We start from the raw sequence: 23925 nt of genomic DNA, 5'->3' as shown, positions 1-23925 counted from the left end.
ACCACCCCGTCAGAGGATCTGCGACGCCGCCATCGCCAGGAATCCCTCAAGAGCCAGGCGTGCGGCCCGGCCACGCTCCGCGCGGTCTTGCTCGCTCATCGCCAGATGGACATCGGTCGCGGCGTCGAGGGCGTCCTGAGCCACCTGCCCCAGGGCCGCGTCACCGCAGACCAGACGCACGCGGCACACGGCCGCGGTGGCGTCGGCCCGCCGCTGATAGGACTCTTCGCGCGCCCTGACGACATCGACACCGTCGGGATCGTCCTGCTCCAAGTGCCAGCGGTCGTTCTGGCTCCGCCGAAAGTCCGTGAGGCTGGCGATCAGCATGGTGTAGGCGGCGGCCTTCTCCTGCCACAACTGCTGGCCGCGTGCGAACCGCTCACTCTGTCGAACGAGATGCCGCTGGAAAAGGAATGTCAGAGTGGCACCAGCGAGAGTGCCGACCACCGCGACGAGGCTCGTGAAGACGGGATTCATGCGCGCAGCTTCCTGCCTGCGGCCGCCGAGCGGAACGGCTCGCCGACCCGCACCCGACAGCGAAGGCGCTCCCGTGGGCCGGGCTCCGACCGTGACAGCGGCACACGATGGACCGGCCCGCACCCGGCGAACACAAGGGGATGACCCGAGCAGCGAAGCCCGCCACCTCCCCCCCCCTGGGCGGCCCTGTCTACTCCAACCTGCGGTGCGGGGCGGGAGTCAAGGGTGGAGCGCGCGCAATCGGCGCAGCCGACGCGACGCAGGGGCGCCCCTTGCTCCCGCCCCGGAACCGCCACGCTCCGAGAAACCGGGCGGCCCCATCGACCCGACCTCCCAGCTTGCCCCAACTCCCTTCCCCCACAACGAAAAGCCGGTCACTGGGCGACGGCATGACGCCAAGCGGAGGGAGAGGGAGGAGCAACCCTCACCTTGGACCCGCACCCGGGCCAGCCCCGGTGGGCCTGACGCAGCCGGGGCGAGCGGCCATACATGGAGGGGCGGGTGGGTGGGATGGGGCACCGGCACGGCCGGGCCGAGGGAGGCGGGGCGCGGTCCGACGCGGCGGGAGTCATCGGGCCGGGTGAGGCACGGGACCGGGGCGGGTCGGCGGCGTGTGGCACGCGCCGCCGTGGGTCGGTCACGCGGGATGACGTATCGACGAGTGCATGTCAGCACGCGGGGTCAAGATCTGCCGCGTTACGGAACTGTCCCAGGGACCCGTGAAGGAGAAGACGTGCCGAGCGACGACCGGAACCACCACCCCGCCCCACAGGACAACCGCTCCAGAGCAGCGCAGCGAACCCACGTTCGAGCCCCATTTCCCGCGCCCAACAGCGAAAGGAGAGGGATCCGGCAGGGACACCTCACGCGCCGACCCCACCCACCGGACCGCGCGCTCCGGCCACACCACGCCTGTAACAGGAATGTCTTAGGGGCAAGTTGAGCGGAACGGTTCGCCGGTCCCGATGCCTCCTGGTGGTCAGAAACGCTCGCTCGTACCGACCGGTGCCGAGCAGCCCGGCACCACCAACCGACCCTGAGGACAAGACGATGCGCGTTCGCAAGCTCACCACCTTCGCCGCCCTGGCCGTCGCCGCGAGCCTCTCGCTCACGGCCTGCAACGGCGACGACGTCGCGAGCGGCGACTCGTCCTCCGCCTCCTCCACGGGCGGCGGTTCGGACCAGAGCGGCGGCGACCAGGGCAGCGGCGGCAGCGACTCCGCGGGCAAGAGCTCGGGCGGCCAGGAGGCGAGCACCGGTTCCGGCTCGAACGGCGGCGGTGGTGCCGGCGGCACGGGCAAGTGCCGCACCGACGCCCTGGACATCTCCGCATCGGACTCCACCATCGACGGCGACCCCGAGGGCTCGGTCACGGTCGAGATGAAGAACGGCGGCGACGACTGCGTGCTGTCCGGCTTCGCGGGCGTCGACCTCAAGACCAGCGAGGGCTCGCTCTCCGCCCAGCGCAAGGGCCAGCCCGCCGAGCGGACCGTCCTCAAGTCGGGCAAGTCCACGTTCTTCTACGTCAGTTACCCGATGAACGACTCCGGCGGCTCCGGCGTCAAGGTGACGGGGCTCGTGGTGACTCCGCCCGGCGAGACCAAGTCCTTCTCCACCGAGTGGCCCGGTGCCGCCACCCTCCCCGTCACCGACGGCTCCGGCTCCCCCGTCAACGTCGGCCCCATCGGCAGCGCGGGCCAGGGCGGCGCACAGTAGCCCCCACCCCCCCTGCCCGCGCCCGCGAATACGCCCGCGCCCGACCGGACCCGGTCCCGGTCAGTCGCGGGCGTAGTAGTACCCGTCCCCGTGCGAGGGGCCCACGTTGTGCTGGATGCCGCTGCCGTTGACGGTGAAGTACGAGGGGTCGAGCGTCGGGTAGCACATGGGCGGGCGGCTGCCGACGAACGTCGCCGTGCCGACGTTGATCCGGCTCCCCTGGCTCCCTGACGACGTCACCTTCGCCGCGTACGTGCACGACGCCTGCTTCTCCATGGTCAGCCGGACCGCGCCGCTCCGGGAGATCGTCACCGTGTCGGGCTGCCCGAGGTTGAAGTCGCCGCTGAACTTCCAGGTCCCGGCGAAGAACGTGGGCACGGAGCCGCCGCCCCCACCGCCGCCCCCGTTGCCGGAGCCCGCCGAGCCGCCGTCCCCGGAGCCAGAGCCGGAGCCGGAGCCGTCGCCGGGCGAGGTGCCGCCACCCGCCGACGAGCCCGAGCCGCCGTCCTTGGAACCGTCCGCGTCCCCGGAGCCCTCGCCGCCGTCGCCCTTCCCGTCGGCGCCGTCCGCCCCGTCCTTGCCGTCCTTGCCGCCCTCGCCCTTCCCGCCGTCCTTGTCCTTCTTGTCCTTGTCGTCGTCCTTCCCCTTGTCGCCGTCCTTGCCCTTGGACTTGCCGCCCTTGGACGGTGAGCCCTCCGGCGAAGGTGACGCGTGGGGACCCGGCGTCACCGGGGCGCTGCTGGACGGCGGCGACGCGCTGTCCCCGCCGTCACCGCCGAACGGCTGGAGGATGGCGACCGTGCCACCGCCGACGGAGAGCACGGCCACGACCGGCAGCGCGATCACCAGGGGACGGCGGCGCCGCGTCCGCTCGCCCTCCCGGGTGGCGGCGCCCGCCGATGGCCCGTCCGTCACCGCCGCCACCTCGCCGGGCGCTCCCGCACGCAGCCGTGCCGTCTCCCTGTCGACCGCTCCTGCCCCCTCGGCTGCGACCGGCGCCGCCTCGCGCACCGGCGCCGACGCCTCCGCGTCCAGGAGCCGCGCCGCCTGCTGGGCGAGACGCGTGACGACGTCGGCGGGCAGCCACGACGCCGGGCCCGGCGCCGGACGCGTCGCCGCCAGCGACGCCAACAGCTCGTCCAGGCCCGCCCGTTCGGCCACGTCCTTGGCGAGGCAGCGGCCGATGAGCGCCCGGAGCCCGTCGTCGGCCACCGCGCCGAGGTCCGGTTCGGCCTCGACGATCTGGTACATGACGGCGTGCTGGTTGCTGGCCCCGCGCCCGAAGGGCAGCGCGCCCGTCGCGGCGTACGTCAGCACGCAGCCGAGCGTGAACACATCGCTCTCGGGACCCGCGCTCTGGCCGCGGATCTGCTCGGGCGCCATGAAGCCGGGCGAGCCGATGACCATGCCGGTGCTGGTGAGGAGCGACTCGACGGAGGTCTGTATCGCGCGGGCGATGCCGAAGTCGATGACGCGGGGGCCCTCGACGGTGAGCATCACGTTGGACGGCTTGAGGTCGCGGTGGACGATGCCCGCCGAGTGGATGTCCTTGAGCGCGTGCAGCAGTCCGTCGGCGAGCGCGAGGACGGAAGGCGCGGGCAACGGGCCGTGGCCGCGTACGACTTGTTCCAGGGAGAGCCCGGGGACGTACCCCGTCGCGACCCAGGGCAGGGCGGCGTCCGGGTCCGCTTCGAGCACGGGCGCGGTGTAGCGCTCGCCGACCCGCCGCGCCGCGTCGATCTCGCGCCGGAACCGGGCCCTGAACTGGACGTCCGAGACGTGTTCCTCGTGGACGACCTTCACCGCGACGGTGCGGCCGCTCTCGGAGCGGGCGAGGTAGACCCGCCCCATGCCGCCCGCGCCGAGCCTGCCGAGCAGCAGATAGGGACCGATCCTGGCGGGGTCGGCGGCGATCAGCGGCGCGACGCCCCCGTCGACGCTCTCGTCCGGGCCCTCGGCGCCCTCCGCACCGTCCGCACCGGCCCCGTCGGTCTCACTGGTCATGGTGGTCTGGTCCCCCGGTCGTCCCGCTGGTCAATCGAACAGACGTGAGGATAAGTGGTGCCGATCTCTCCCCGGAAGCTCGGGACGCGCGGGAGGGCGGGGACGGTTCTGCCCAACTGGGCCGCGCGGGGCCGGAGTTGCGGGATGGCCGAAAACGAGCGGTGCGGGACGGCCGGGAGCACGCCCTGGACGGCCCGCCCTCACGAACACGACCCAAGTGCACCCCTTGCAACGCCCCACCCCCGCAGGTAACGACTTGGTTGCCGGGGATGCGCCCTCTATTGACGCCTCATTCACGCCAGCCGTACGGTCCTCACGAATTGGAAAGTTTCCTAACAGTCATGGTCGGCCCGGCGCCGGCGAGCGGCCCAGAGGCGGGCGGAAGGCAGGTGTCGTCATGGCAGCAGCGGGCAGCACACCGGGAACCCCGGGCACCCCGCGCGTCCTGCGCGCCATGAACGACCGCGCCGTACTCGACCTGCTCGTCCTGCACGGCCCCCTCACCCGTACCCGCATCGGCGAGCTGACCGGCCTCTCCAAGCCGACCACCTCGCAGCTGCTCGGGCGCCTCGAAGCCGCCGGGCTCGTGCACACCACCGGCAGCCTCAGCGGCCGCCCGGGGCCCAACGCCCTGCTGTACGAGATCGACCCCGGCGCCGGACACGTCGCCGCGCTCTCCGCCGACCCGAACGGCATCACCGCGCTGGTCGCCGACATCACCGGCACCGTCATCGGCCAGGCCCGCGTCGAGGCCGAAGCCGTCGCCGAGGACGTCCGCCACCGCACCGCCCAGCTGGTCGCGGAGGCCGTCGACGGCGCGCTGCGGCAGGCCGGGCTCGGCCACGAGGACCTGCGGGCCGCGGTGATCGGCACCCCCGGCGCGATCGACCCGCACACCGGCCAGCTGCGCTACGCACCGCACCTGCCGGGCTGGCACTCGCGGACGCTGCGCGACGACCTCGCCGCCGTCCTCGGGACCCCCGTCGACATCGAGAACGACGTGAACCTGGCGGCCGTCGCCGAGCAGTACGAGGGCGCCGCGCAGGACTTCGACAACTACGTACTCACCTGGCTCGACGAGGGCGTCGGCGCCGCCATCGTGCTCGGCGGCACCCTGCTGCGCGGCGCCACCGGCGGCGCGGGCGAGATCGGCTACATGCCGCTGCCCGGCGCCCCGCTGGTGCACGGCGGTTCGGCGGGCGGCGGCTCGGCGAACGGCGGCGGTGACGGCGGCTTCGAGAGCCTCGTCTCCGCGTACGTCGTGCGCGAACTCACCGGCGGCGGCGCCACGCTGGCCCAGGTGATGGCCGACGACGCCGCGCTCGGCGAGGTGGCGCGGCGCATCGCCACCGGCATCGCCGCGGTCGTCGCCGTCGTCGACCCCGAACTCGTCGTGCTCTCCGGCTCGGTGGCCCAGGCGGGCGGCGACAGACTCCGCGTACGGGTCGAGGAGGAGCTCACCGGGCTCGCGCTGCCCCGTCCGCAGATCCGCATCAGCGAGCTCGACGGCGACCCGATCCTCACCGGCGCCCTGCGCTCGGCCCTCACCCAGGCCCGTGACCAGGTCTTCGACACGGCCTGACCACCCCGCACCTCTCCAGCCAGCTCATCTCCCCTCCCCCGTAAAGGAAGTCCGCCATGCCGCGATGGCGCATACCCACCTGCGCGTCCGCGGCGCTCGCCGCAGCCGGTCTGTTGCTCTCCGGCTGCGCCAACCCGAGCGTCGGCAGCGCGAACGACGATCCGACCAAGCCGGTCACCCTGAAGTTCTGGCACGGCTGGTCGACGCCCGGCGAGGTCAAGGCCGTCAACGACAGCATCGACCGGTTCGAGAAGCTGCACCCGAACATCAAGGTGAAGGCCACCGGGAACGTCTCCGACGAGACCGTCAACCAGGCCCTGCGGGCGGGCGGCGGCAAGGCCCCGGACGTGGTGTCCTCCTTCACCACCAACAACGTGGGCCAGTACTGCGACTCCGGGATGTGGGCGGACCTCGATCCGTTCATGAAGAAGACCGGCATGGACAAGACGAAGGTCTTCCCCAAGACGCTGCTCGACTACACGAGTTACCGCGGCAGCCAGTGCGCGCTGCCGCTGCTCGCGGACGCCTACGGCATGTACTACAACAAGGACGCCTTCGACGAGGCGGGCATCGAGCGCCCGCCGCGCACGATGTCCGAGTTCAGGAAGGCCGCCAAGAAGCTGACCGTGCGCAGCGGCAAGGACTCGTACAAGCGGGTCGGGTTCATGCCCAACTTCCGCTTCTACCAGAACAGTCCTGACCGGCTCTTCGCGCAGTGGGGCCCCCAGTACTTCGACGCCAAGGGCGACGCGCGGCTCGCCGACGAGCCCTCGACGTACGAGTTCTTCAAGACCGCCCGTCAACTCGCCGCGGAGCAGGGCGGGTTCGACGACCTGGAGAAGTTCCGGCTGTCCTTCGGCGACGAGATGTCCAGCCAGAACGCCTTCCTCACCCAGAAGGTCGCCATGCACCTGGACGGCGAATGGCGCGGCCTGATGCTGGACGAGGCGAAGGCCAAGTTCAAGTGGGACGTGGCGCCGCTGCCCGTCCCCGACGACCAGGCCGACACCTACGGGCGGGGCTTCATCACCGGCACCGTCGCCGGCATCGCGCACAGCAGCAAGCACCAGAACGCCGCCTGGGAGCTGGTGCGGTTCCTGACCGCGGACACCGACCAGGTCGTGCACTTCGCGAACGACATCCACAACGTGCCCTCCACCTACGCGGCGCTCAAGTCGCCCGAGCTGGACGCCGATCCGACCTTCCGGACCTTCTTCGACATCCTGGAGAACAAGCACAGCAAGGCCCTGCCGCCCTCCGTCAACGGCGGCGCCTACGTCGTCTCGCTGGGCGACTTCTCGTACTCCGTCGAGTCCGGGCGCGTGGGTGATCTGCGCAAGGGCCTGAAGAAGCTCGACGACCAGATCGACGCCGACACCCTCCAGTCGAAGAGCTGAGGACCCGAGCCATGGCACTGCAACTCTCCAACCCGGCGCGCCGCAGGCTGCGCACGCTCGGCTTCCTCTCCCCCTGGCTGGTCGGCTTCAGCGTCTTCTTCGCGTATCCGCTGATCGCCACCGTCTACTTCTCGTTCATGCACTACAACCAGATCAAGGAGCCCACCTTCGTGGGCCTCAGGAACTGGAAGTACGTCTTCGAGCAGATGCCGCTGTTCGGCCCCGCCCTGTGGAACACCCTCTGGCTGGTCGTGATCATGGTGGCCGTGCGGGTGGTCTTCGGGCTCTCGCTCGGGCTGCTCATCACGAAGATCAAGACGGGCGCCGGGTTCTTCCGCACCGCCTTCTACATCCCCTACCTCGCCCCGCCGGTCGCGGCCACCGTCGCCTTCGTCTTCCTGCTCAACCCCGGCACGGGCCCGGTCAACGAGATCCTCGGCTCGATCGGGATCTCCGGGCCCAACTGGTTCAACGACCCGGACACCGCCAAGCCCTCGCTGGTGCTGCTCTCCCTGTGGGGCATCGGCGACCTGATGGTGATCTTCATGGCCGCGCTGCTCGACGTGCCGAAGGAGCAGTACGAGGCCGCCGACCTGGACGGCGCGGGCGCGTTCGCCAAGTTCCGTTACGTCACCTGGCCCTCGATCATCCCGATCGTGATGTTCGCGGTGGTCACGGGCGTCGTGCAGACCATGCAGTACTACACACAGGCACTGGTCGCGGGGAAGGTCGCCTCCGGCGTCAACATCGGCCCCGGCTCGGTGATCCAGCCCGGCTACCCGGACCACTCGACCCTCACGGTCCCCCAGCTCGTCTACCAGATGGGCTTCCAGAACTTCAACACCGGGGCGGCGTGCGTGCTCTCGCTCGTGCTCTTCGCCATCGCCATGGCCGTGACCATGCTCCTGATGCGCAAGCGCTCCGGACTGCTCGCGGCGGAGGACTGAGGAAACCGATGACTTCCACGACACTCAGCGCGCCCGCCGCGACGCCCGAACGCACCGCCCCCGCCCGGGGTCCCGCCGCCGCCCGCGCCCGCCGCAAGCGGATCCTGCACTGGATCGCCGTGCACAGCGTCGCGATCGCCGTCGCGCTGCTCTTCGTCCTGCCGTTCGTCTTCGTCTTCCTGACGTCGGTGATGAGCGACTCGCAGGCGATGAGCGGCGACCTGTGGCCCGACTCCTGGCACTGGTCCAACTACAAGCAGGTCTTCGAGACGCCGGGCTTCCTCGACTGGTGGCGCAACTCGCTGATGTACGCGGGCCTCGGCACCCTCTTCACCGTCTGCTCGGCGATCCCCGTGGCGTACGCGCTCGCCAAGTTCCGCTTCCGCGGCCGGCGCACCGCGATGCTGCTCGTCATCTCCACGATGATGCTGCCGCCGCAGGTCATCGTGATCCCGATGTACCTGGTGTGGGCCCAGCAGTTCCACCTGTCGGGCACGCTGTGGCCGCTGATCATCCCGATGGCGTTCGGCGACGCCTACTCGATCTTCCTGCTCAGGCAGTTCCTCCTGACCATCCCCAAGGAGTACATCGAGTCGGCGAAGGTCGACGGCTGCGGCGAGTTCCGCACCATGGTCAAGATCGTCGTGCCGATGGCAAAGCCCGGCATCGCCGCCATCGCGCTCTTCCAGTTCTTCTACTGCTGGAACGACTACTTCGGCCCGCAGATCTACGCGGCGCAGAACCCCGGCGCCTGGACGCTGAGTTACGGCCTGGAGTCGTTCAAGAGCGCGCACGCCGTCAACTGGAACATGACCATGGCCGCGACGCTGCTCGTCATGGCCCCCGTCATCATCATCTTCTTCTTCGCACAAAAGGCCTTCGTCGAAGGCGTCACCCTCACCGGAGTAAAGGGCTGAGAACCGATATGAAGCTCGCAGTGGTCGGCGGAGGGTCGACCTACACACCCGAACTCATCGACGGATTCGCGCGGTTGAGGGACACCCTGCCGATCGAGGAGCTGGTCCTCGTGGACCCGGCCGCCGATCGCCTGGAGCTGGTGGGCGGCCTCGCGCGGCGCATCTTCGCCAAGCAGGGCCACCCCGGCCGCATCGTCACCACGTCCGACGTGGACGCGGGCGTCGCGGACGCCGACGCCGTCCTGCTCCAGCTGCGCGTCGGCGGACAGGCGGCCAGGCAGCAGGACGAGACGTGGCCGCTGGAGTGCGGCTGCGTCGGCCAGGAGACCACCGGCGCGGGCGGCCTCGCCAAGGCCCTGCGCACCGTGCCCGTCGTCCTGGACATCGCCGAGCGCGTGCGCCGCACCAACCCGAACGCCTGGATCATCGACTTCACCAACCCGGTGGGCATCGTCACCCGGGCGCTGCTCCAGGCGGGCCACAAGGCCGTCGGCCTGTGCAACGTGGCGATCGGATTCCAGCGCAAGTTCGCCAAGCTGCTCGACGTCACACCCGGCGAGGTGCACCTCGACCACGTGGGGCTCAACCACCTCACCTGGGAGACGGGCGTACGCCTCGGCGGCCCCGGCGGCGAGGACGTCCTGCCCAAGCTGCTCGCCGAGCACGGCGACGCGGTCGCCGAGGACCTGCGCATGCCGCGCGCGATCGTCGACCGGCTCGGCGTCGTGCCCTCGTACTACCTGCGCTATTTCTACCAGCACGACGCGGTGGTCGAAGAGCTGCGGACCAAGCCCTCGCGCGCGGCCGAAGTGGCCGCGATGGAAGCCGAGTTGCTGACGATGTACGGCGACCCGACGCTCGACGAGAAGCCGGAGCTGCTCGCCAAGCGCGGCGGCGCCTTCTACTCGGAGGCGGCCGTGGACCTGGCCGCCTCGCTGCTCGGCAACGGCGGCAGCCCCTATCAGGTGGTCAACACCCTGAACAACGGCACGCTGCCGTTCCTGCCGGACGACGCGGTCATCGAGGTGCAGGCCACCGTCGACGGCTCGGGCGCCAAGCCCCTCGCCGTACCGAAGCTCGACCCGCTGTACGCCGGGCTCATCTCCCACGTCACCGGCTACGAGGACCTGGCGCTCCAGGCCGCGCTGCACGGCGGCCGCGAGCGCGTCTTCAAGGCGCTGCTCGCCCATCCGCTGGTGGGTCAGTACGCGTACGCCGAGCAGCTCACCGACAGCCTCGTCGCGCACAACCGGGAGCACCTGGCGTGGGCGTAGGCACGAGCGTGCTCGCGATCGACGCGGGCAACAGCAAGACCGACGTCGCGGTGGTCGCGGCCGACGGACGGGTCGTCGGCGCGGCGCGCGGCGGCGGGTTCCAGCCGCCGCGGATCGGCGTCGAACCGGCGGTGGACATCCTCGCGGACGCGGTGACGCGGGCGTTCGCACAGGCGGGTGTGGCCTCCGTGGGCCACGTCTCTGCCTGCCTGGCCAACGCCGATCTGCCCGTCGAGGAGGAGGAGTTGGCGGCCGCGCTGGTGCGGCGCGCCTGGGGCCCGCGGGTCGAGGTGCGCAACGACACCTTCGCCATCCTGCGCGCCGGGCTCCTGGAGGACGCCGAACCGCGCGGCGTGGCCGTGGTGTGCGGCGCGGGCATCAACTGCGTGGGCATGCTGCCCGACGGGCGCACCGCCCGCTTCCCCGCCATCGGCCGGATCTCCGGCGACTGGGGCGGGGGCGGCGGACTCGCCGAGGAGGCCCTCTGGTTCGCGGCGCGCGCCGAGGACGGGCGCGGCGAGCCGACCGCGCTGCGCGAGCGACTGCCCGCGCACTTCGGCCTCGCGTCCATGTACGCGCTGATCGAGGCGCTGCACCTGGGCCGCATCGCGCCCGCGCGCAGGCACGAGTTGACGCCGGTGCTCTTCGCCACCGCGACGGCGGGCGACATCGTGGCGCGCTCCGTGGTGGACCGGATGGCCGACGAGGTCGTGGCCATGTCGACCGTCGCGCTCGGCCGTCTCGACCTGCTCGACGAGGAGGCCCCGGTGCTGCTCGGCGGCAGCGTCCTGGCCGCACGGCACCCGCAACTCGACGACAGGGTCAGGGCGTTGCTCGCAGAGCGCGCGCCGAAGGCGGTGCCGCGAGTGGTCGTGGCGCGGCCCGTCCTCGGGGCGGCGCTGCTCGGCCTCGACCAGGTCGGCGCGCCGACCGAGGTGCACGCGCGCGTGCGTGCGCACTATGAAGGCGGCGCGAACCGTAACTGACCGGCTGCCCGCCCGCGCCGTGCGCGCGGGCGGGAACCGAACCCCCCTCAATCTCGTGTTCAAGGGCAGGGATCCGAACAAGATCGAGTCAAGGCCTGTGCGGATGTCAGTCCCTGCGGCAATACTTGCGGCCGTGCCCCTCTTCCCGCGCCGACCGCGCGGGCGGGGTGCGACTGTCCGATGACCGAGGGGGAGGTCGAGGTCGAGGTGACACATCCGCCGAACGGCAGCGCCGTGCCGCCGGGCCCACCGGGGCTGCCGCCCACCGCGCCCGCGCCCGTGCTGCCCGCCGTCCCGCCGCAGGCGCCCGGCCCCTCGGCCGCGCCGCCCCGGCAGGACCCGCAGCCCGCCGCCCCGCGCCGCACGGCCTGGGCCGAGGGGACGGACCGGCTGCGCGCCGCCGCCACCACCGAGCCCGGCAGGCTGCGGATCATCGGCGCCGTCCTCGCCCTGCTCGTCGTCGCGTTCGGCGCGGTCACCACCTGGCAGATGACGGACCGTTCGGCCGCCGCGGACGACGTGCTGCACCGCAGCCAGCCGCTGAGCGCCGACGCCGCCGCCATCTACCGCTCGCTCGCCGACGCCAACACTGCGGCGTCCAGCGGGTTCCTCGCCGGCGGCCAGGAGCCCGCCGCGGTCCGCTCCCGGTACGAGAACGACATCGCGCGGGCCTCCGAGAAGCTCGCCACGGCCGCGTCGAACGCGGGCGCGGACTCCTCGTCGGCGGCCACCGTCGGCAAGCTGAACAAGCTGCTTCCCCAGTACACGGGCCTGATCGAGCGCGCTCGCGCCAACAACCGCCAGGGCCTGCCGCTGGGCGGCGCCTATCTGCGCTACGCGAACGACAAGATGCAGACGCAGATGCTCCCGGCCGCCGAGAAGCTCTACAAGGCGGAGAACCAGCGGCTCGACTCCGACTACGGCAACGCGAAGCCGTACCCGTGGTTCGCGATCGCCATCGGCCTGCTCGCGCTCGCCGCGCTCGCCTGGGCCCAGCGCCGCAACTACCGCCGTACGAACCGGGTGTTCAACCACGGTCTGCTCGCCGCCACCGCCGCCACCACCGTCGTGATGCTGTGGCTGGTGGTCGGCCACACCTTCGCGCGCTCGGGGCTCAGCGACTCCTACGACAACGGCGTGCGGTCCCTGAACGTCCTCAACGACGCCCGCATCAGCTCCCTGAAGGCCCGCGGCAACGAGAACCTGACGCTGGTCAGCCGGGGCGCGGAGACCACCGAGGTGAACGGCGAGGCGCAGGACAAGTTCGACGTCTCCTACCGCTCGCTGATGAACCGCCTCGGCGACGGCGACAAGGGACTGCTCGGCAAGGCCGCCGCCCTCGCCGACGACCAGGACGGCAAGAACCCGATCGCCGCCGCCGTGAAGAACGTGGGCGTCTGGAAGGCACGGCACAAGGAGGCGCGTGCCAGCGACGACTCCGGCGAGTACCAGGACGCGCTCGACAAGGTCATCGGCTCCAAGGCCGACGCGCCGACCGGCGAGTGCTTCGACAACGTGGACGCCGCGCTGGAGCAGGCCCTCGCGCACGAGCAGGGCGAGTTCAAGCAGGCGGCCGAGGACGGCAGGGGCGCCATGAGCGGCCTGCCCGTCGGCGCGGCCGTCCTCGCGGTGCTCGGCGCCGCGGGCGCCGTGCTCGGCATCGGCCGCAGGCTTTCGGAGTACCGGTGACGGGGCCAGAGGTGAGAGGGGGCGCGCAGACGATGCGTACACGACGTGGCACGGGCAGGCTGCGCGGCTGGGGCGGCGTGGGCGCGATGGGGACGGCCTGCGCGCTCGCGGGGACGCTGGTGCTCGCCCTGCCGTACGGCAAGGACGACGGCGGCGGGGACGGCGGGGATGACGGGGTGGGCCCCGGCGTCACGGTCGCCGCTCCCGCGCGCGCGGACGCGGCCGACTGCAACGACCGGAGCCTGCGCCCCTCGGACAAGGACGGCCCGACCATAGAGGCCATCAAGAACCGCAAGGTCAAGAAGCTCGTCGTCGGCGTCGACCAGAACAGCTACCAGTGGGGCTACCGCGACCCGAACAAGAAGGGCGGCGAGCTGGAGGGCTTCGACATCGACCTCGCCCACAAGATCGCCGAGGAGATCCTGGGCGACCGCGACGCCGTCAAGTTCCGCGCCATACCCACCAATCAGCGCATCCCGGCGATCCAGAGCGGCCAGGTCGACATGGTCGTGCGCACCATGACGGTCAACTGCGACCGCCTCAAGGACGTCGACTTCTCCACCGGCTACTTCGAGACGGGCCAGCAGGTGCTCGCCCCCAAGAAGTCCGACATCACCGGGTACGACGAGTCGCTGAAGGGCAAGAAGGTCTGCTCGGCGGCCGGTTCCATCGCCGCCGAGGAGCTCGACAAGAAGTCCTTCGGCGCCGACATCTCCACCCGGGTGCCCAACCAGCTGGACTGCCTGGTGCGGCTCCAGCTCGGCGAAGTCGACGCCGTGGTGACCGACAGCGCGCTCGCCGCGGGCCAGGCCGCGCAGGACCCGACGGTCGAGCTCAAGGGCAAGGAGCCGTTCACCACCGAGCACTACGGGGTGGCGATGAAGAAGGGCTCGGACGACCTGGTGCGCCGGGTCAACAAGGTCCTCGACGACTACCGCGACGACGGCGGCTGGCAGAAGTCCTACGACAAGTGGCTCGCGGGCGGCCTCAGCGGCAAGGTGACCCCGCCGGCCCCGGAGTACCGCGACTGACCCCAACGACCTGGTACCACTGAAGAGTTACGACACACGACGACACACGACGACACACGACGAGTCACGGCACGGGCAGCACGGCACACGCAGAGCGGAGAGTGATCGATGAGCGTCACGGGACCCCCCGGGCCGGTGATGGACCGGGACGAGGTGGACCGTGCGCTGGCGCGCCTCGACGCCGAGCACGAGGCGATCGAGACCTCGCTCCTCGCCCTCCAGGACCACGCGGGCCGCCGCCTCCTGGAGGGCGCCGCGCTGACCGGCGTCACCGAGGAGCGCTGGGCCGCCGCCGAGGGCCGCATCACGCTGCTCTGGGCGTACTTCGACGCGTACGCGGACGCCCTGCGCACCGCGCGCGAGGTGCGCGAGCGCCGCCGCTGGCCCAGCCGCGAGGACCTCGCGGAGCTCACGGAGCTGCTGCGCGGCGAGTCGGTGACCGTCTCGGGCGGCTCGACGCACGCCACCTCCCCCTCGATCGAGGGCCCCGCCAAGCTCACCGAACGCTTCACGCTCGAAGAGCTCGTGTCGCGGATGAACGATCTGTACGCCCACTCGCTCGACATGGTCGTCGCGGCCGACGCCGTCTGGTCGGCGCTGCCCGCCCGCATAGACCTGCTCGCGGCCGAGCTGGCCCGCACCCGCCAGCTCGCGCACTCCGTGGGCGTGCGTCCCGGCGAGCACCCGGCAGGCGACGACCTGGAGCACATCACCCGCGCCCTGACCACCCTGCGCGAGCAGGTGGTCTCCGACCCGCTCGCCTTCTGGCAGCGCGCGCAGGGCAGTTCGGCACCCGGCGGCGGCCGCCCGCACACCGACCGCTACGACCGCGAGGCGCGCGCCCTCGAAGAGGTGCGCCGCGAGATCGACGCGGTGCTCACCGTCCGCCAGGACGCCGAGGCGCGCCTGGGCAGGCTGCGCGACGTGCTCTCCCGCGCGGACCGCACCCTCGCGGAGGCGAGGAACGCCCGCGGCGAGGTCCTCGCGAAGATCGCCGCCTCCGAGGTGCCCGCGGTCAGCGGCCCGCCGACCGCGCTCCAGGAGCAGCTGGCGATGGCCGCCGACTACCGCAGGAACGCCCAGTGGCACCGCCTCTCGCCGCTCCTGGAGTCCCTCGAACAGAAGGCGGAGGACGAACTCCTGCGCGCCCGCGAGTCGTTGACCGCCGTCACCGCGCCGCTCGCGGTCCGCGCCGAGCTGCGCGGCCGCCTGGACGCCTACAAGGCGAAGGTCTCCCGGCTCGGCCACGCCGAGGACCCGCTCCTGATCGAGCGGTACGACGCGGCACGCCGGATGCTGTGGAGCGCGCCCTGCGACCTGCGCGTGGCCGAGCAGGCGGTGCTGCGCTATCAGCAGGCCGCGGCGGAGGCGCTCGCGCCGAGGGTCCCCCAGCAGGGCGGGCCCACCGACCGGAGGGAGGAATCGTGAGCCAGCAGCAGTGTCAGCGGCCCGGCTGCACAGGGTCGTACGAGGACGTCGGCGGCGGCGAGCTGTACTGCGACACCTGCGGTCTCGCCCCGGTCGTCGCGCCCAACGGCATGGTGGGCTCGCCGCCGACCGGGCTGACCGGCGGCGGCAAGGGCGCCCGGGGTTCGGGCAGTTCGAGCTCCCGCTCGTCGGCGCGGTCGGCGCGGTCGGCGCGCTCCCAGTCCTCGCGCAGGTCGGTGTCCGGGCGCCTGTCCCGCTCGGTGTCGGGGCGTTCGACCTCGCGCTCGGTCTCGGTGCGCAGCTCGGGCTCCACGGCGGGCTCCTCGGCACGCGGCCGGCTCGGCGTCGGTCTGGTCACGGTGCCGGACGTGCCGCGCCCCGACCCGCGCGGCGCGGTGCAGCAGAACCCCGAGGTCCCCGAGCGGAAGCGATTCTGCTCGCGTTCGGACTGCGGCGCCCCGGTGGGCCGCGCGCGCGGTGAGCGGCCCGGCCGCACCGAGGGCTTCTGCACCAAGTGCGGCCACCCGTACTCGTTCGTGCCGAAGCTGGCCGAGGGCGACATCGTGCACGGCCAGTACGAGGTCGTGGGCTGTCTGGCGCACGGCGGGCTCGGCTGGGTCTATCTCGCCATCGACCGCGCGGTCTCGGACCGCTGGGTGGTCCTCAAGGGCCTGCTCGACACCGGCGACCAGGACGCGATGGCCGCGGCGATCTCCGAGCGGCGCTTCCTCGCCGAGATCGAGCACGCCAACATCGTGCGGATCTACAACTTCGTCGAGCACCTCGACCAGCGCACCGGCTCCATGGACGGCTACATCGTCATGGAGTACGTCGGCGGCAAGTCCCTCAAGGAGATCGCCAACAGCCGCCGCACCGCCGGGGGCAAGCGCGATCCGCTGCCGGTCGAGCAGGCCTGCGCGTACGGCATCGAGGCGCTCGAAGCCCTCGGCCACCTGCACAGCCGCAACGTCCTGTACTGCGACTTCAAGGTCGACAACGCCATCCAGACCGAGGGCCAGCTCAAGGTCATCGACATGGGCGCGGTCCGCAGGATGGACGACGACGAGTCCGCGATCTACGGCACCGTCGGCTACCAGGCGCCCGAGGTCGCCGAGGTGGGCCCCTCGGTCGCCTCCGACCTGTACACCGTGGCGCGCACGCTGGCCGTCCTCACCTTCGACTTCCAGGGCTACACGAACGTGTTCGTGGACTCCCTGCCCGACCCGGACAACATCGAGGTCTTCAGGACGTACGAGTCGTTCTACCGGCTCCTGGTGCGCGCCACCGACCCGGACCCGGCCCGCCGCTTCGCCTCGGCGCAGGAGATGGCCGAGCAGCTCACCGGCGTCCTGCGGGAGGTCGTGGCGCTCCAGACGGGCAAGCCGCGCCCGGCCCTCTCGACCCTCTTCGGGCCCGAGGTGAAGGTCACGGACACCGAGTTGTTCGCGGAGCTCTCGGGCGACGTGTCACGCCTCGGCGGCCGCCCCCTGGACCCGGCGGGCAACGGCGCCGCGTCCGGGCTGCCCGCGCTGCCCGGCGCGACCACGGAGGGCACCACGATCGTGCGCCCGCTGGACGCCGCCGCGACGGCGCTCGCCCTGCCGGTGCCCCGCGTCGATCCGAACGACCCGAACGCCGGGTTCCTCGCGGGCCTCATGGCCTCCGCGCCCGCCGAGCTGATCAGCGCACTCGGGGCCGCGCCGGGCGATTCGATCGAGCTCCAGCTGCGCGGCCTGCGGGCCCGGCTCGCGATGGGCGAACTGACGCCCGCCGCCGAGGCGCTCGCCGATCTGGAGCGCAGACATCCGGACGACTGGCGGGTGGTCTGGTACCGGGGCGTGGCGGCCCTGGCGACCGGTGACTTCGAGAGCGCCGCGCTCTCCTTCGACGCCGTGTACGACGCGTTCCCCGGTGAACCGGCCCCGAAGCTGGCCCTCGGCGTGTGCGCGGAGGTGCTCGGCCAGCTGGACAACGCGGCGGAGTACTACCGCCTGGTGTGGACCACCGATCCGAGCTACGTCAGTGCCGCGTTCGGCCTGGCCCGCGTGCAGTTCGCCGCGGGCGACAGGACGGGCGCCGTGCACACCCTGGAGTCGGTGCCAGAGTCGTCCATCCACTACACCGGGGCGCGGGTCGCCGCGGTGCGGGCGCGGCTGCGGCGGCGTATGACGTCGGACACGGCGGCGACCCCCGGATCGGCCTTCCTGGACGACCTGACGGCGGCCGCGGGGCAGGTCGAGGCCCTCGCGGGCTTCGGTCTCGACGCGGTGCGCAGGGAGCGTCTGTCGACCGAGGTTCTGGGGACGGCGCTCGACTGGGTACTCTCCGGTAGGCACTCTGGTCACGCTTCCGCACCACCGGCCGCCACCGGTACGCGGGCCGTACTGCTCGGCAGCGACCTGGACGAGCGTGGTCTCCGGTTCGGTCTGGAGCGTTCGTACCGGACACTGGCGCGGCTCGCACAGGGTGGCCAGGAGAGGATCGAACTGGTGGAACGGGCCAACCGTTTCCGCCCCCGGACGTGGGTGTGAGTATGTCGCAGATGCCCCAACTGTCTGCCTGCCCCAGCTGTGAGGAGCCGCTGGAGTCGGGTGACCTGTTCTGTGGTGCGTGCGGGTTCGACCTGTCGGTGGTGCCGGCCCGGCCGGACGCCTCGCCCAACGGGTCCCCCGCCGCGGCCGCCGCACAGTGGCCCGAGGCCCCCGAGGTGGACAGCTCGGACGTGCCGGTGCCGACGCACCGGCCGCACGACGTGCCCGGCACGGACTCCGGGGGCACCGAGCTCCCCGAGCCCGCTGCCGCCGCCGCTCCCGCCGAGCCGGGGCCCGCGGGGCAGGAGCCCGACGAGTACCCGCTGCCCGCGCCGGGCGGCACGGTCGCCGCGGAACCGGCCGCGTCACCGGTCGCCGCGGCCACGGACCCGGCCGCGCCCGCCGAGGGCGCCGACCCCCGCACCAGCGCCCCCGAGCCGACGCCCGCCGCGGGCACCAAGCTCTGCGTGGCCTGCCGTTCGGGCCGCGTCGACCCGGACGGGTACTGCGAGAACTGCGGGCACGCCCAGCCCCGCGAGCGCGACCACATGGAACAGGAGCTCGACGCGGTCGCCGCGGTCAGCGACCGCGGCCTGCGCCACCACCGCAACGAGGACGCGTTCGCGATCTCCGCGGCCGCGCTGCCCGACGGCTCCCCGGCCGTCGTCGCGATCGTCTGCGACGGCGTCTCCTCGGCGACCAGGCCCGACGAGGCCTCGCTCGCCGCGTCCCGCGCCGCCAACGAGTGCCTCCAGGGCGCGCTGCCGCGCGGCACGCACCCCCAGCAGGCCATGCACGACGCGATCATCGCCGCGGCCGACGCGGTCAACGCGCTGGCCGCCGAGCCCGCTTCGGCCCGCGAGCACAGCCCCCACCAGAACGCGCCCGCCTGCACCCTGGTCGGCTCGATCGTCGCGGGCGGCCTGCTCGTGGTCGGCTGGGTCGGCGACAGCCGCGCCTACTGGGTCCCCGACGACCGCTCGGGCCCCACCGTCCGCCTCACCGAGGACGACTCGTGGGCCGCGCAGATGGTGGCCGCGGGGCTGATGAACGAGGCCGAGGCGTACGCCGACGAGCGCGCGCACGCCATCACGGGCTGGCTCGGCGCCGACGCGTACGAACTGGAGCCGCACACCGCTTCCTTCAAGCCCGACCGTGCCGGTGTAGTGGTGGTGTGCACGGACGGTCTGTGGAACTACGCGGAAGCCGTCGAGGAGATGGCGGGCGCCGTGCCCGCCGACGCGGCACAGCGGCCGCTGCACAGCGCGCAGGTCCTGGTCGGTCACGCCCTGGACGGCGGCGGGCACGACAACGTAACAGTGGCGGTCGTCCCGTTCCCGTTCGTACCGCAAGGGGCAGGATCGGCCTAGAGCAGAGGCTCCCGCACCGCCGCGGGAGCCGATGCGCGCGCCAACACACACGTCGCCCGGCCGACTTGGGGGAAGCCGGGGGACGGACGTCCTAGGGTCTGAGGGGGAGCAGCATCCATGGCCAATTTCTCGAAGTCGAACGTGCCGCAGTTCTCGGTCGACGTCTATCAGAACGAGTTCCTGCCGGAGGGCGGCAGGGAGGTCAACGCCATCGCCACGGTGACCTCCACCGGTGGCGGAACCATCGGCTCCGCTGTCAGTGCGCCCCATCTCTACTCCGCGGGGCAGAGCCCGGACGCCGCCGTCGCGATCATGGTCGACTGCTCGGGCTCGATGGACTACCCGCCGACGAAGATGCGCGGCGCGCGGGACGCCACGGCCGCCGCGATCGACGCCGTCCGGGACGGCGTGCACTTCGCGGTGATCGGCGGCACCCACGTCGCCCAGGAGGTCTACCCGGGCAACGGCCGCCTCGCGGTGGCCGATCCGCAGACCAGGGAGCAGGCCAAGCAGGCCCTGCGCAAGCTCAGCGCGGGCGGCGGCACGGCGATCGGCACCTGGCTGCGCCTGGCCGACCGGCTGCTCGGCGCCGCCGACGTCGCCCCGTCCGCCGTACGCCACGGCATCCTGCTCACCGACGGCCGCAACGAACACGAGTCGCCCGAGGACCTGAAGGCCGCGCTCGACTCCTGCGCGGGCCGCTTCACCTGCGACGCCCGCGGCGTCGGCACGGACTGGGAGGTGAAGGAGGTCACCGCGATCGCCTCCGCGCTGCTCGGCACCGCCGACATCGTCGCCGATCCCGCGGGCCTGGCCGCCGACTTCACGCGGATGATGGAGACGGCGATGGGCAAGGAGGTCGCCGACGTCAGCCTGCGGCTGTGGACGCCGCTCGGCTCGGAGATCAAGTTCGTCAAGCAAGTGGCGCCCACCGTCGAGGAGTTGACCGGGCGCCGCACGGAGGCGGGGCCGCGCGCCGGGGACTACCCCACCGGGTCCTGGGGCGACGAGTCCCGGGATTACCACATCTGTGTACAGGTGCCGGGGGCCGATCTCGGCCAGGAGATGCTCGCGGCCCGGGTCTCGCTGATCGTGCCGCAGGGCGACGGCAGCGTACAGACGCTGTCGCAGGGCCTGGTGCGGGCGGTGTGGACGGACGACATGGCGGCCTCCACGTCGATCAATCCGCAGGTCGCGCACTACACGGGCCAGGCGGAACTGGCGCAAGTCATCCAGCAGGGGCTCGACGCCCGCAAATCAGGAGATGTCGACGGGGCGACGGCGAAGCTGGGCCGCGCGGTCCAGCTGGCCAGCGCCTCGGGCAACGCGGATACGGCGAAACTGCTTTCGAAGGTGGTGGACGTCGTCGACGCCGCGGCAGGTACTGTTCGATTGAAGGCGAAGGTCGCCGAGGCGGACGAGATGACACTCGAGACGCGCTCGACGAAAACGGTCCGCGTGAAGAAGCAGTAGCCGTACGCGAACCGCTCCACCAGCAATGACGTGACGACAGCGCAGCACACACGGCCCTCGGGCCGGCCGAGGAGAGGGGGAAGCGCCGACATGCCGACCTGCCCGAACGGACACCAGTCGGGTTCCGACGACTGGTGCGAGGTCTGCGGTCACCGCATGGCCGGTGCCGTACCCCCGCCGCCCCCGCCGCCGCCCGCGGCCGGGTACGGCTATCCCCCGCCGCCGCCCGGTCAGGACCCGGGCTTCCCGCAGCCGGCGCCGCCGCGCCCGCATCTGGCCGCCGTGCCGGACCCGGCGCCGGAGGCGGAGCTCTGCCCGCAGTGCCGCACGCCCCGCGAGGCGAACGCGCCGTTCTGCGAGGAGTGCCGCTGGAACTTCCTGACGAACACGGCCACCTCGTACACCCCGGCCGCGCCGAACCCGCCGCTGCCGGGCACGCACGGCGGTCCGGGCCCCGGCATGCCGCCGCAGGGCCCCGGCCAGCCGTTCCAGCAGCCGCCAGGTCCCGGCTACGAGTACCAGGGCTCGCGCCCCTCGCAGATGAACCGGCCCGCCGAGCCGATCCCGCCGTTCGGCAACGGCGGGGGCAACGGGAACGGCGGCTTCCCGCCGCCGGGTCCCGGTCACACCGGTCCCGGCCAGCCCGGCCCCGGTCAGCCCGGCCCCGGTCAGACGCCGCCCGGCGCCCCGCAGGCCTTCCAGCAGCCGGGTCCGCCCGCGCCGCCCGCCTTCCCGCAGGAGACCGGCGGTCCGCAGGGTCCGCCCCCGCCGCCGCCAGGACCGCAGGGTCCCGGCCCCGGTGGTCCCGGCCCCGGTGGTCCCGGTCCCGGCCCCGGCGGCCCGTCCTTCGGTGGCGGAGGCGACGACTGGGTGATCTCGCCCCCGTCGGCCCCCGCACGCCAGGAGCCGTTCCCGCAGGGTCCCCCGCAGTCCCAGGACCCCTTCCAGCAAGGTCCGCCGCAGTCCCAGGACCCGTTCCAGCAGGGCCCGCCGCCGCAGCAGCAGGACCCCTTCCAGCAGGGGCCCCCGCCGCAGCAGGGCCCCGGCACCTGGACGGCGACGATCGGTCCCGACCGTGAGTACTTCATGGCGATGATGCAGCGCAGCGGCCCCGAGGCGACGGGCCTCAACCTGCCCGCGTACTCGCCGGAGCAGCAGCGTCCGCTGGTCGGCAACCAGATCACCATCGGCCGCCGCCGCCACTCCACGGGCGACACCCCGGACATCGACCTGTCGGTGCCGCCGGAGGACCCGGGCGTATCGCACCAGCACGCGGTCCTGGTCCAGCAGCCGGACAGCAGCTGGGCGGTCGTCGACCAGAACTCCACGAACGGCACGACGGTCAACAACGGCGAGGAGCCCATCCAGCCCTTCGTCCCCGTGCCGCTCCAGGACGGCGACCAGGTGCACGTGGGCGCCTGGACGACGATCACGATCCGCCGCGACTGACACCGCGACCGGCACCTCGGGGAGCGGCCCTCACAGCGGCCAGGCGTACGGCCCTTCGGGGTCGTCCAGCCAGGCCCACTCGTAGGGGCCGCTCACGGTGACCCCGAAGCGCTCGCGCACCGGCCGCTCCTCGCGCTGCCACAGCGCGAGCGCCTCATGGGGATCGAGGCTGCCCGCGGTCAGCTCCAGAAGGAAGCGGAAGAGCTCGTTCTGAAGGGCCCTGCGCGGCAGCCCCCCGATGTGCTGCTCGTGCGGGGCCCTCCGGCCGCCGCCGCGCAGCGGCACGAAGTAGGCGGGCGTGTGCAGGAAGCGGCCCTCCGCGTACTCCGCGTCGCGCACCGTGAGCGCGATCAGGCCGGTGGCCAGCGGCGCGAGGATCCGGGCGCCGGGCCTGCACTGCGCGAGCCAGGCCCGGGGCACCGAGGTCAGGGTGCAGGTGGCGATGATCCGGTCGTAGGGCGCGCGCTCGGCGCAGCCGGCCGCTCCGTCGCCGGTCACGACGGCGGGACGGTAACCGGCGGCCGCCAGATGCCGCCGCGCGGACTCGGTGATCTCCGGGTCGAGGTCGACGGTGGTGACGCGGTCCTCGCCGAGCCGGTGGGCCAGCAGCGCCGCGTTGTAACCGGTGCCCGCGCCGATCTCCAGGACCCGGTCCCCCGCCCGCACGTCCAGCTCGGCGAGCATCATCGCCATCAGGGACGGCTGGCTGCTGGAGGAGAGCAGATCGCCGTCGCGCACCCGGGTGGCCAGGGGCGCGTCCGCGTACGCCCCGCGCAGCCAGCGCCCCCGTCTCGCCGCGTCGGGGTCCTCGCCCCACAGCCGTTCGTAGCCGCCGCCCGCATTGACGTAGTAGTAGGGCACGAACAGGTGCCGCGGCACGGCCTCGAACGCCGCCCGCAGGCCGGGGTCGCCCCGCCAGACCCCGGTCGCGTCGATCTCGCGGACGAGCGCGGCCCGCGCCGCTTCGGCGGGTGCGGCGTCGGGTTCGGGTTCCATGAGTCCACTGTGCTGCGCGGACGCCCGCGATGCGAGTGGCGGGCGGCGCCGGTCCTTCGGGCGAAGTCCTAAGCCTTCCGTACTCGGCCGCCCCGTCTGAGACCATGGACGGTGTGAACGAGATCCCACGCGGCACGCTTCAGGAGCAGACCTTCTACGAGCAGGTCGGCGGCGAGGAGACCTTCCGGCGCCTGGTCCACCACTTCTACCAGGGGGTCGCGGAGGACCCGCTGCTGCGACCCATGTATCCGGAGGAGGACCTCGGTCCCGCCGAGGAGCGGCTCGTGCTGTTCCTGATGCAGTACTGGGGCGGCCCGCGCACCTACAGCGACAACCGGGGCCACCCGCGCCTGCGCATGCGGCACGCGCCCTTCACCGTCGACAGGGCCGCGCACGACGCCTGGCTCAAGCACATGCGCACGGCGGTCGACGAGCTCGGCCTCTCCGAGGAGCACGAGCGGACGCTCTGGAACTACCTGACGTACGCGGCGGCGTCCATGGTCAACTCCGAGGGGTAGCACGGGCGGTACGGGCAGTAAGGCCAGTACAGGCGGTACGGCCCCGAGAAGTAAGACCCGAACTGCCTCCTGACACCTGACCCCTTCCCCAAACCGCCTGCCCTCTGAAAGCATCCGGAAAGACCGCTGGGGGGCGATGC

18 protein-coding genes are annotated in these 23925 nt (G+C 72.4%); 15 read left to right on the top strand and 3 right to left on the bottom strand.

Annotated features, from left to right (window positions below; translation table 11 throughout):
* Positions 1 to 9 precede the first annotated feature (9 nt).
* The gene (locus ACIO9J_RS16295) at positions 10 to 477 is read right to left on the bottom strand and encodes a hypothetical protein (RefSeq protein WP_401998925.1); all 468 of its coding nucleotides are present in this window, start codon (positions 475 to 477) and stop codon (positions 10 to 12) included.
* Positions 478 to 1527: 1050 nt separating this feature from the next.
* On the opposite strand from ACIO9J_RS16295, the gene ACIO9J_RS16290 reads away from it, so the two are divergent.
* On the top strand, positions 1528 to 2193 hold the full coding sequence (locus ACIO9J_RS16290; RefSeq protein ID WP_401998922.1) for a DUF4232 domain-containing protein: 666 nt from the start codon (positions 1528 to 1530) through the stop codon (positions 2191 to 2193).
* A 60-nt stretch (positions 2194 to 2253) separates the two neighbouring features.
* Here ACIO9J_RS16290 and ACIO9J_RS16285 read toward each other — a convergent pair whose 3' ends face one another.
* Positions 2254 to 4197, bottom strand: a complete 1944-nt coding sequence (locus ACIO9J_RS16285; protein WP_401998919.1) for a serine/threonine-protein kinase — start codon at positions 4195 to 4197, stop codon at positions 2254 to 2256.
* A gap of 397 nt (positions 4198 to 4594) precedes the next feature.
* Here ACIO9J_RS16285 and ACIO9J_RS16280 point away from each other — a divergent pair, with 397 nt between their 5' ends.
* The 13 genes from ACIO9J_RS16280 (at position 4595) to ACIO9J_RS16220 (ending at position 22271) form a co-directional block, all read left to right on the top strand.
* On the top strand, positions 4595 to 5779 hold the full coding sequence (locus ACIO9J_RS16280) for an ROK family protein (RefSeq protein ID WP_401998916.1): 1185 nt from the start codon (positions 4595 to 4597) through the stop codon (positions 5777 to 5779).
* A gap of 56 nt (positions 5780 to 5835) precedes the next feature.
* Positions 5836 to 7176 carry an ABC transporter substrate-binding protein gene (locus ACIO9J_RS16275; protein WP_401998913.1) on the top strand — a complete coding sequence of 447 codons (1341 nt, stop codon included), beginning with the start codon at positions 5836 to 5838 and terminating at the stop codon, positions 7174 to 7176.
* A gap of 11 nt (positions 7177 to 7187) precedes the next feature.
* Positions 7188 to 8123 carry a carbohydrate ABC transporter permease gene (locus ACIO9J_RS16270; protein WP_401998911.1) on the top strand — a complete coding sequence of 312 codons (936 nt, stop codon included), beginning with the start codon at positions 7188 to 7190 and terminating at the stop codon, positions 8121 to 8123.
* 8 nt (positions 8124 to 8131) lie between these two features.
* A complete protein-coding gene (locus ACIO9J_RS16265; protein ID WP_401998909.1) occupies positions 8132 to 9040 on the top strand; it encodes a carbohydrate ABC transporter permease in 909 nt (302 codons plus the stop codon).
* Between the two features lie 8 nt (positions 9041 to 9048).
* Positions 9049 to 10314: a 6-phospho-beta-glucosidase gene (locus ACIO9J_RS16260; RefSeq protein ID WP_401998906.1), complete on the top strand. Its 1266-nt coding sequence runs from the start codon at positions 9049 to 9051 to the stop codon at positions 10312 to 10314.
* Positions 10305 to 11300: an N-acetylglucosamine kinase gene (locus ACIO9J_RS16255; RefSeq protein ID WP_401998903.1), complete on the top strand. Its 996-nt coding sequence runs from the start codon at positions 10305 to 10307 to the stop codon at positions 11298 to 11300. The genes ACIO9J_RS16260 and ACIO9J_RS16255 overlap by 10 nt, the downstream gene beginning before the upstream one ends.
* A gap of 180 nt (positions 11301 to 11480) precedes the next feature.
* Positions 11481 to 12989 carry a hypothetical protein gene (locus ACIO9J_RS16250; protein WP_401998900.1) on the top strand — a complete coding sequence of 503 codons (1509 nt, stop codon included), beginning with the start codon at positions 11481 to 11483 and terminating at the stop codon, positions 12987 to 12989.
* Between the two features lie 32 nt (positions 12990 to 13021).
* Entirely contained in the window at positions 13022 to 14020 is a 999-nt protein-coding gene (locus ACIO9J_RS16245; RefSeq protein WP_401998897.1) for a glutamate ABC transporter substrate-binding protein, read from the top strand.
* Between the two features lie 108 nt (positions 14021 to 14128).
* The gene (locus ACIO9J_RS16240; protein ID WP_401998894.1) at positions 14129 to 15448 is read left to right on the top strand and encodes a hypothetical protein; all 1320 of its coding nucleotides are present in this window, start codon (positions 14129 to 14131) and stop codon (positions 15446 to 15448) included.
* Complete coding sequence (locus ACIO9J_RS16235; protein ID WP_402001034.1) at positions 15442 to 17979, top strand: tetratricopeptide repeat protein; 2538 nt, start codon at positions 15442 to 15444, stop codon at positions 17977 to 17979. Before ACIO9J_RS16240 ends, ACIO9J_RS16235 begins: the two co-directional genes overlap by 7 nt.
* Before the next feature lie 2 nt (positions 17980 to 17981).
* The gene (locus tag ACIO9J_RS16230) at positions 17982 to 19349 is read left to right on the top strand and encodes a PP2C family protein-serine/threonine phosphatase (protein ID WP_401998891.1); all 1368 of its coding nucleotides are present in this window, start codon (positions 17982 to 17984) and stop codon (positions 19347 to 19349) included.
* A 117-nt stretch (positions 19350 to 19466) separates the two neighbouring features.
* A complete protein-coding gene (locus ACIO9J_RS16225; protein WP_401998888.1) occupies positions 19467 to 20822 on the top strand; it encodes a VWA domain-containing protein in 1356 nt (451 codons plus the stop codon).
* A gap of 90 nt (positions 20823 to 20912) precedes the next feature.
* Positions 20913 to 22271, top strand: a complete 1359-nt coding sequence (locus ACIO9J_RS16220) for an FHA domain-containing protein (RefSeq protein WP_401998885.1) — start codon at positions 20913 to 20915, stop codon at positions 22269 to 22271.
* Positions 22272 to 22301: 30 nt separating this feature from the next.
* Here ACIO9J_RS16220 and ACIO9J_RS16215 read toward each other — a convergent pair whose 3' ends face one another.
* Positions 22302 to 23267 carry a methyltransferase domain-containing protein gene (locus ACIO9J_RS16215; protein ID WP_401998882.1) on the bottom strand — a complete coding sequence of 322 codons (966 nt, stop codon included), beginning with the start codon at positions 23265 to 23267 and terminating at the stop codon, positions 22302 to 22304.
* 104 nt (positions 23268 to 23371) lie between these two features.
* Here ACIO9J_RS16215 and ACIO9J_RS16210 point away from each other — a divergent pair, with 104 nt between their 5' ends.
* Complete coding sequence (locus tag ACIO9J_RS16210) at positions 23372 to 23785, top strand: globin (protein ID WP_401998879.1); 414 nt, start codon at positions 23372 to 23374, stop codon at positions 23783 to 23785.
* The last annotated feature ends 140 nt before the right edge of the window (positions 23786 to 23925 follow it).

Source organism: Streptomyces sp. NPDC087300, from assembly GCF_044744425.1.
In the GTDB taxonomy this organism is placed as follows: domain Bacteria; phylum Actinomycetota; class Actinomycetes; order Streptomycetales; family Streptomycetaceae; genus Streptomyces.
The sequence above is the reverse complement of the archived record's forward strand: the minus strand, read 5'-3'. Positions and strand labels throughout refer to the sequence as shown.

Bases quoted from the DNA above. Each gene is read 5' to 3' on its own strand.
- ACIO9J_RS16290 (WP_401998922.1), top strand. From the start codon at position 1,528: ATGCGCGTTCGCAAGCTCACCACCTTCGCCGCCCTGGCCGTCGCCGCG.
- ACIO9J_RS16215 (WP_401998882.1), bottom strand. From the start codon at position 23,267: ATGGAACCCGAACCCGACGCCGCACCCGCCGAAGCGGCGCGGGCCGCG.
- ACIO9J_RS16265 (WP_401998909.1), top strand. From the start codon at position 8,132: ATGACTTCCACGACACTCAGCGCGCCCGCCGCGACGCCCGAACGCACC.
- ACIO9J_RS16285 (WP_401998919.1), bottom strand. From the start codon at position 4,197: ATGACCAGTGAGACCGACGGGGCCGGTGCGGACGGTGCGGAGGGCGCC.
- ACIO9J_RS16210 (WP_401998879.1), top strand. From the start codon at position 23,372: ATGGACGGTGTGAACGAGATCCCACGCGGCACGCTTCAGGAGCAGACC.
- ACIO9J_RS16245 (WP_401998897.1), top strand. From the start codon at position 13,022: ATGCGTACACGACGTGGCACGGGCAGGCTGCGCGGCTGGGGCGGCGTG.
- ACIO9J_RS16250 (WP_401998900.1), top strand. From the start codon at position 11,481: ATGACCGAGGGGGAGGTCGAGGTCGAGGTGACACATCCGCCGAACGGC.
- ACIO9J_RS16230 (WP_401998891.1), top strand. From the start codon at position 17,982: ATGTCGCAGATGCCCCAACTGTCTGCCTGCCCCAGCTGTGAGGAGCCG.
- ACIO9J_RS16220 (WP_401998885.1), top strand. From the start codon at position 20,913: ATGCCGACCTGCCCGAACGGACACCAGTCGGGTTCCGACGACTGGTGC.
- ACIO9J_RS16295 (WP_401998925.1), bottom strand. From the start codon at position 477: ATGAATCCCGTCTTCACGAGCCTCGTCGCGGTGGTCGGCACTCTCGCT.
- ACIO9J_RS16270 (WP_401998911.1), top strand. From the start codon at position 7,188: ATGGCACTGCAACTCTCCAACCCGGCGCGCCGCAGGCTGCGCACGCTC.
- ACIO9J_RS16275 (WP_401998913.1), top strand. From the start codon at position 5,836: ATGCCGCGATGGCGCATACCCACCTGCGCGTCCGCGGCGCTCGCCGCA.
- ACIO9J_RS16280 (WP_401998916.1), top strand. From the start codon at position 4,595: ATGGCAGCAGCGGGCAGCACACCGGGAACCCCGGGCACCCCGCGCGTC.
- ACIO9J_RS16240 (WP_401998894.1), top strand. From the start codon at position 14,129: ATGAGCGTCACGGGACCCCCCGGGCCGGTGATGGACCGGGACGAGGTG.
- ACIO9J_RS16225 (WP_401998888.1), top strand. From the start codon at position 19,467: ATGGCCAATTTCTCGAAGTCGAACGTGCCGCAGTTCTCGGTCGACGTC.
- ACIO9J_RS16260 (WP_401998906.1), top strand. From the start codon at position 9,049: ATGAAGCTCGCAGTGGTCGGCGGAGGGTCGACCTACACACCCGAACTC.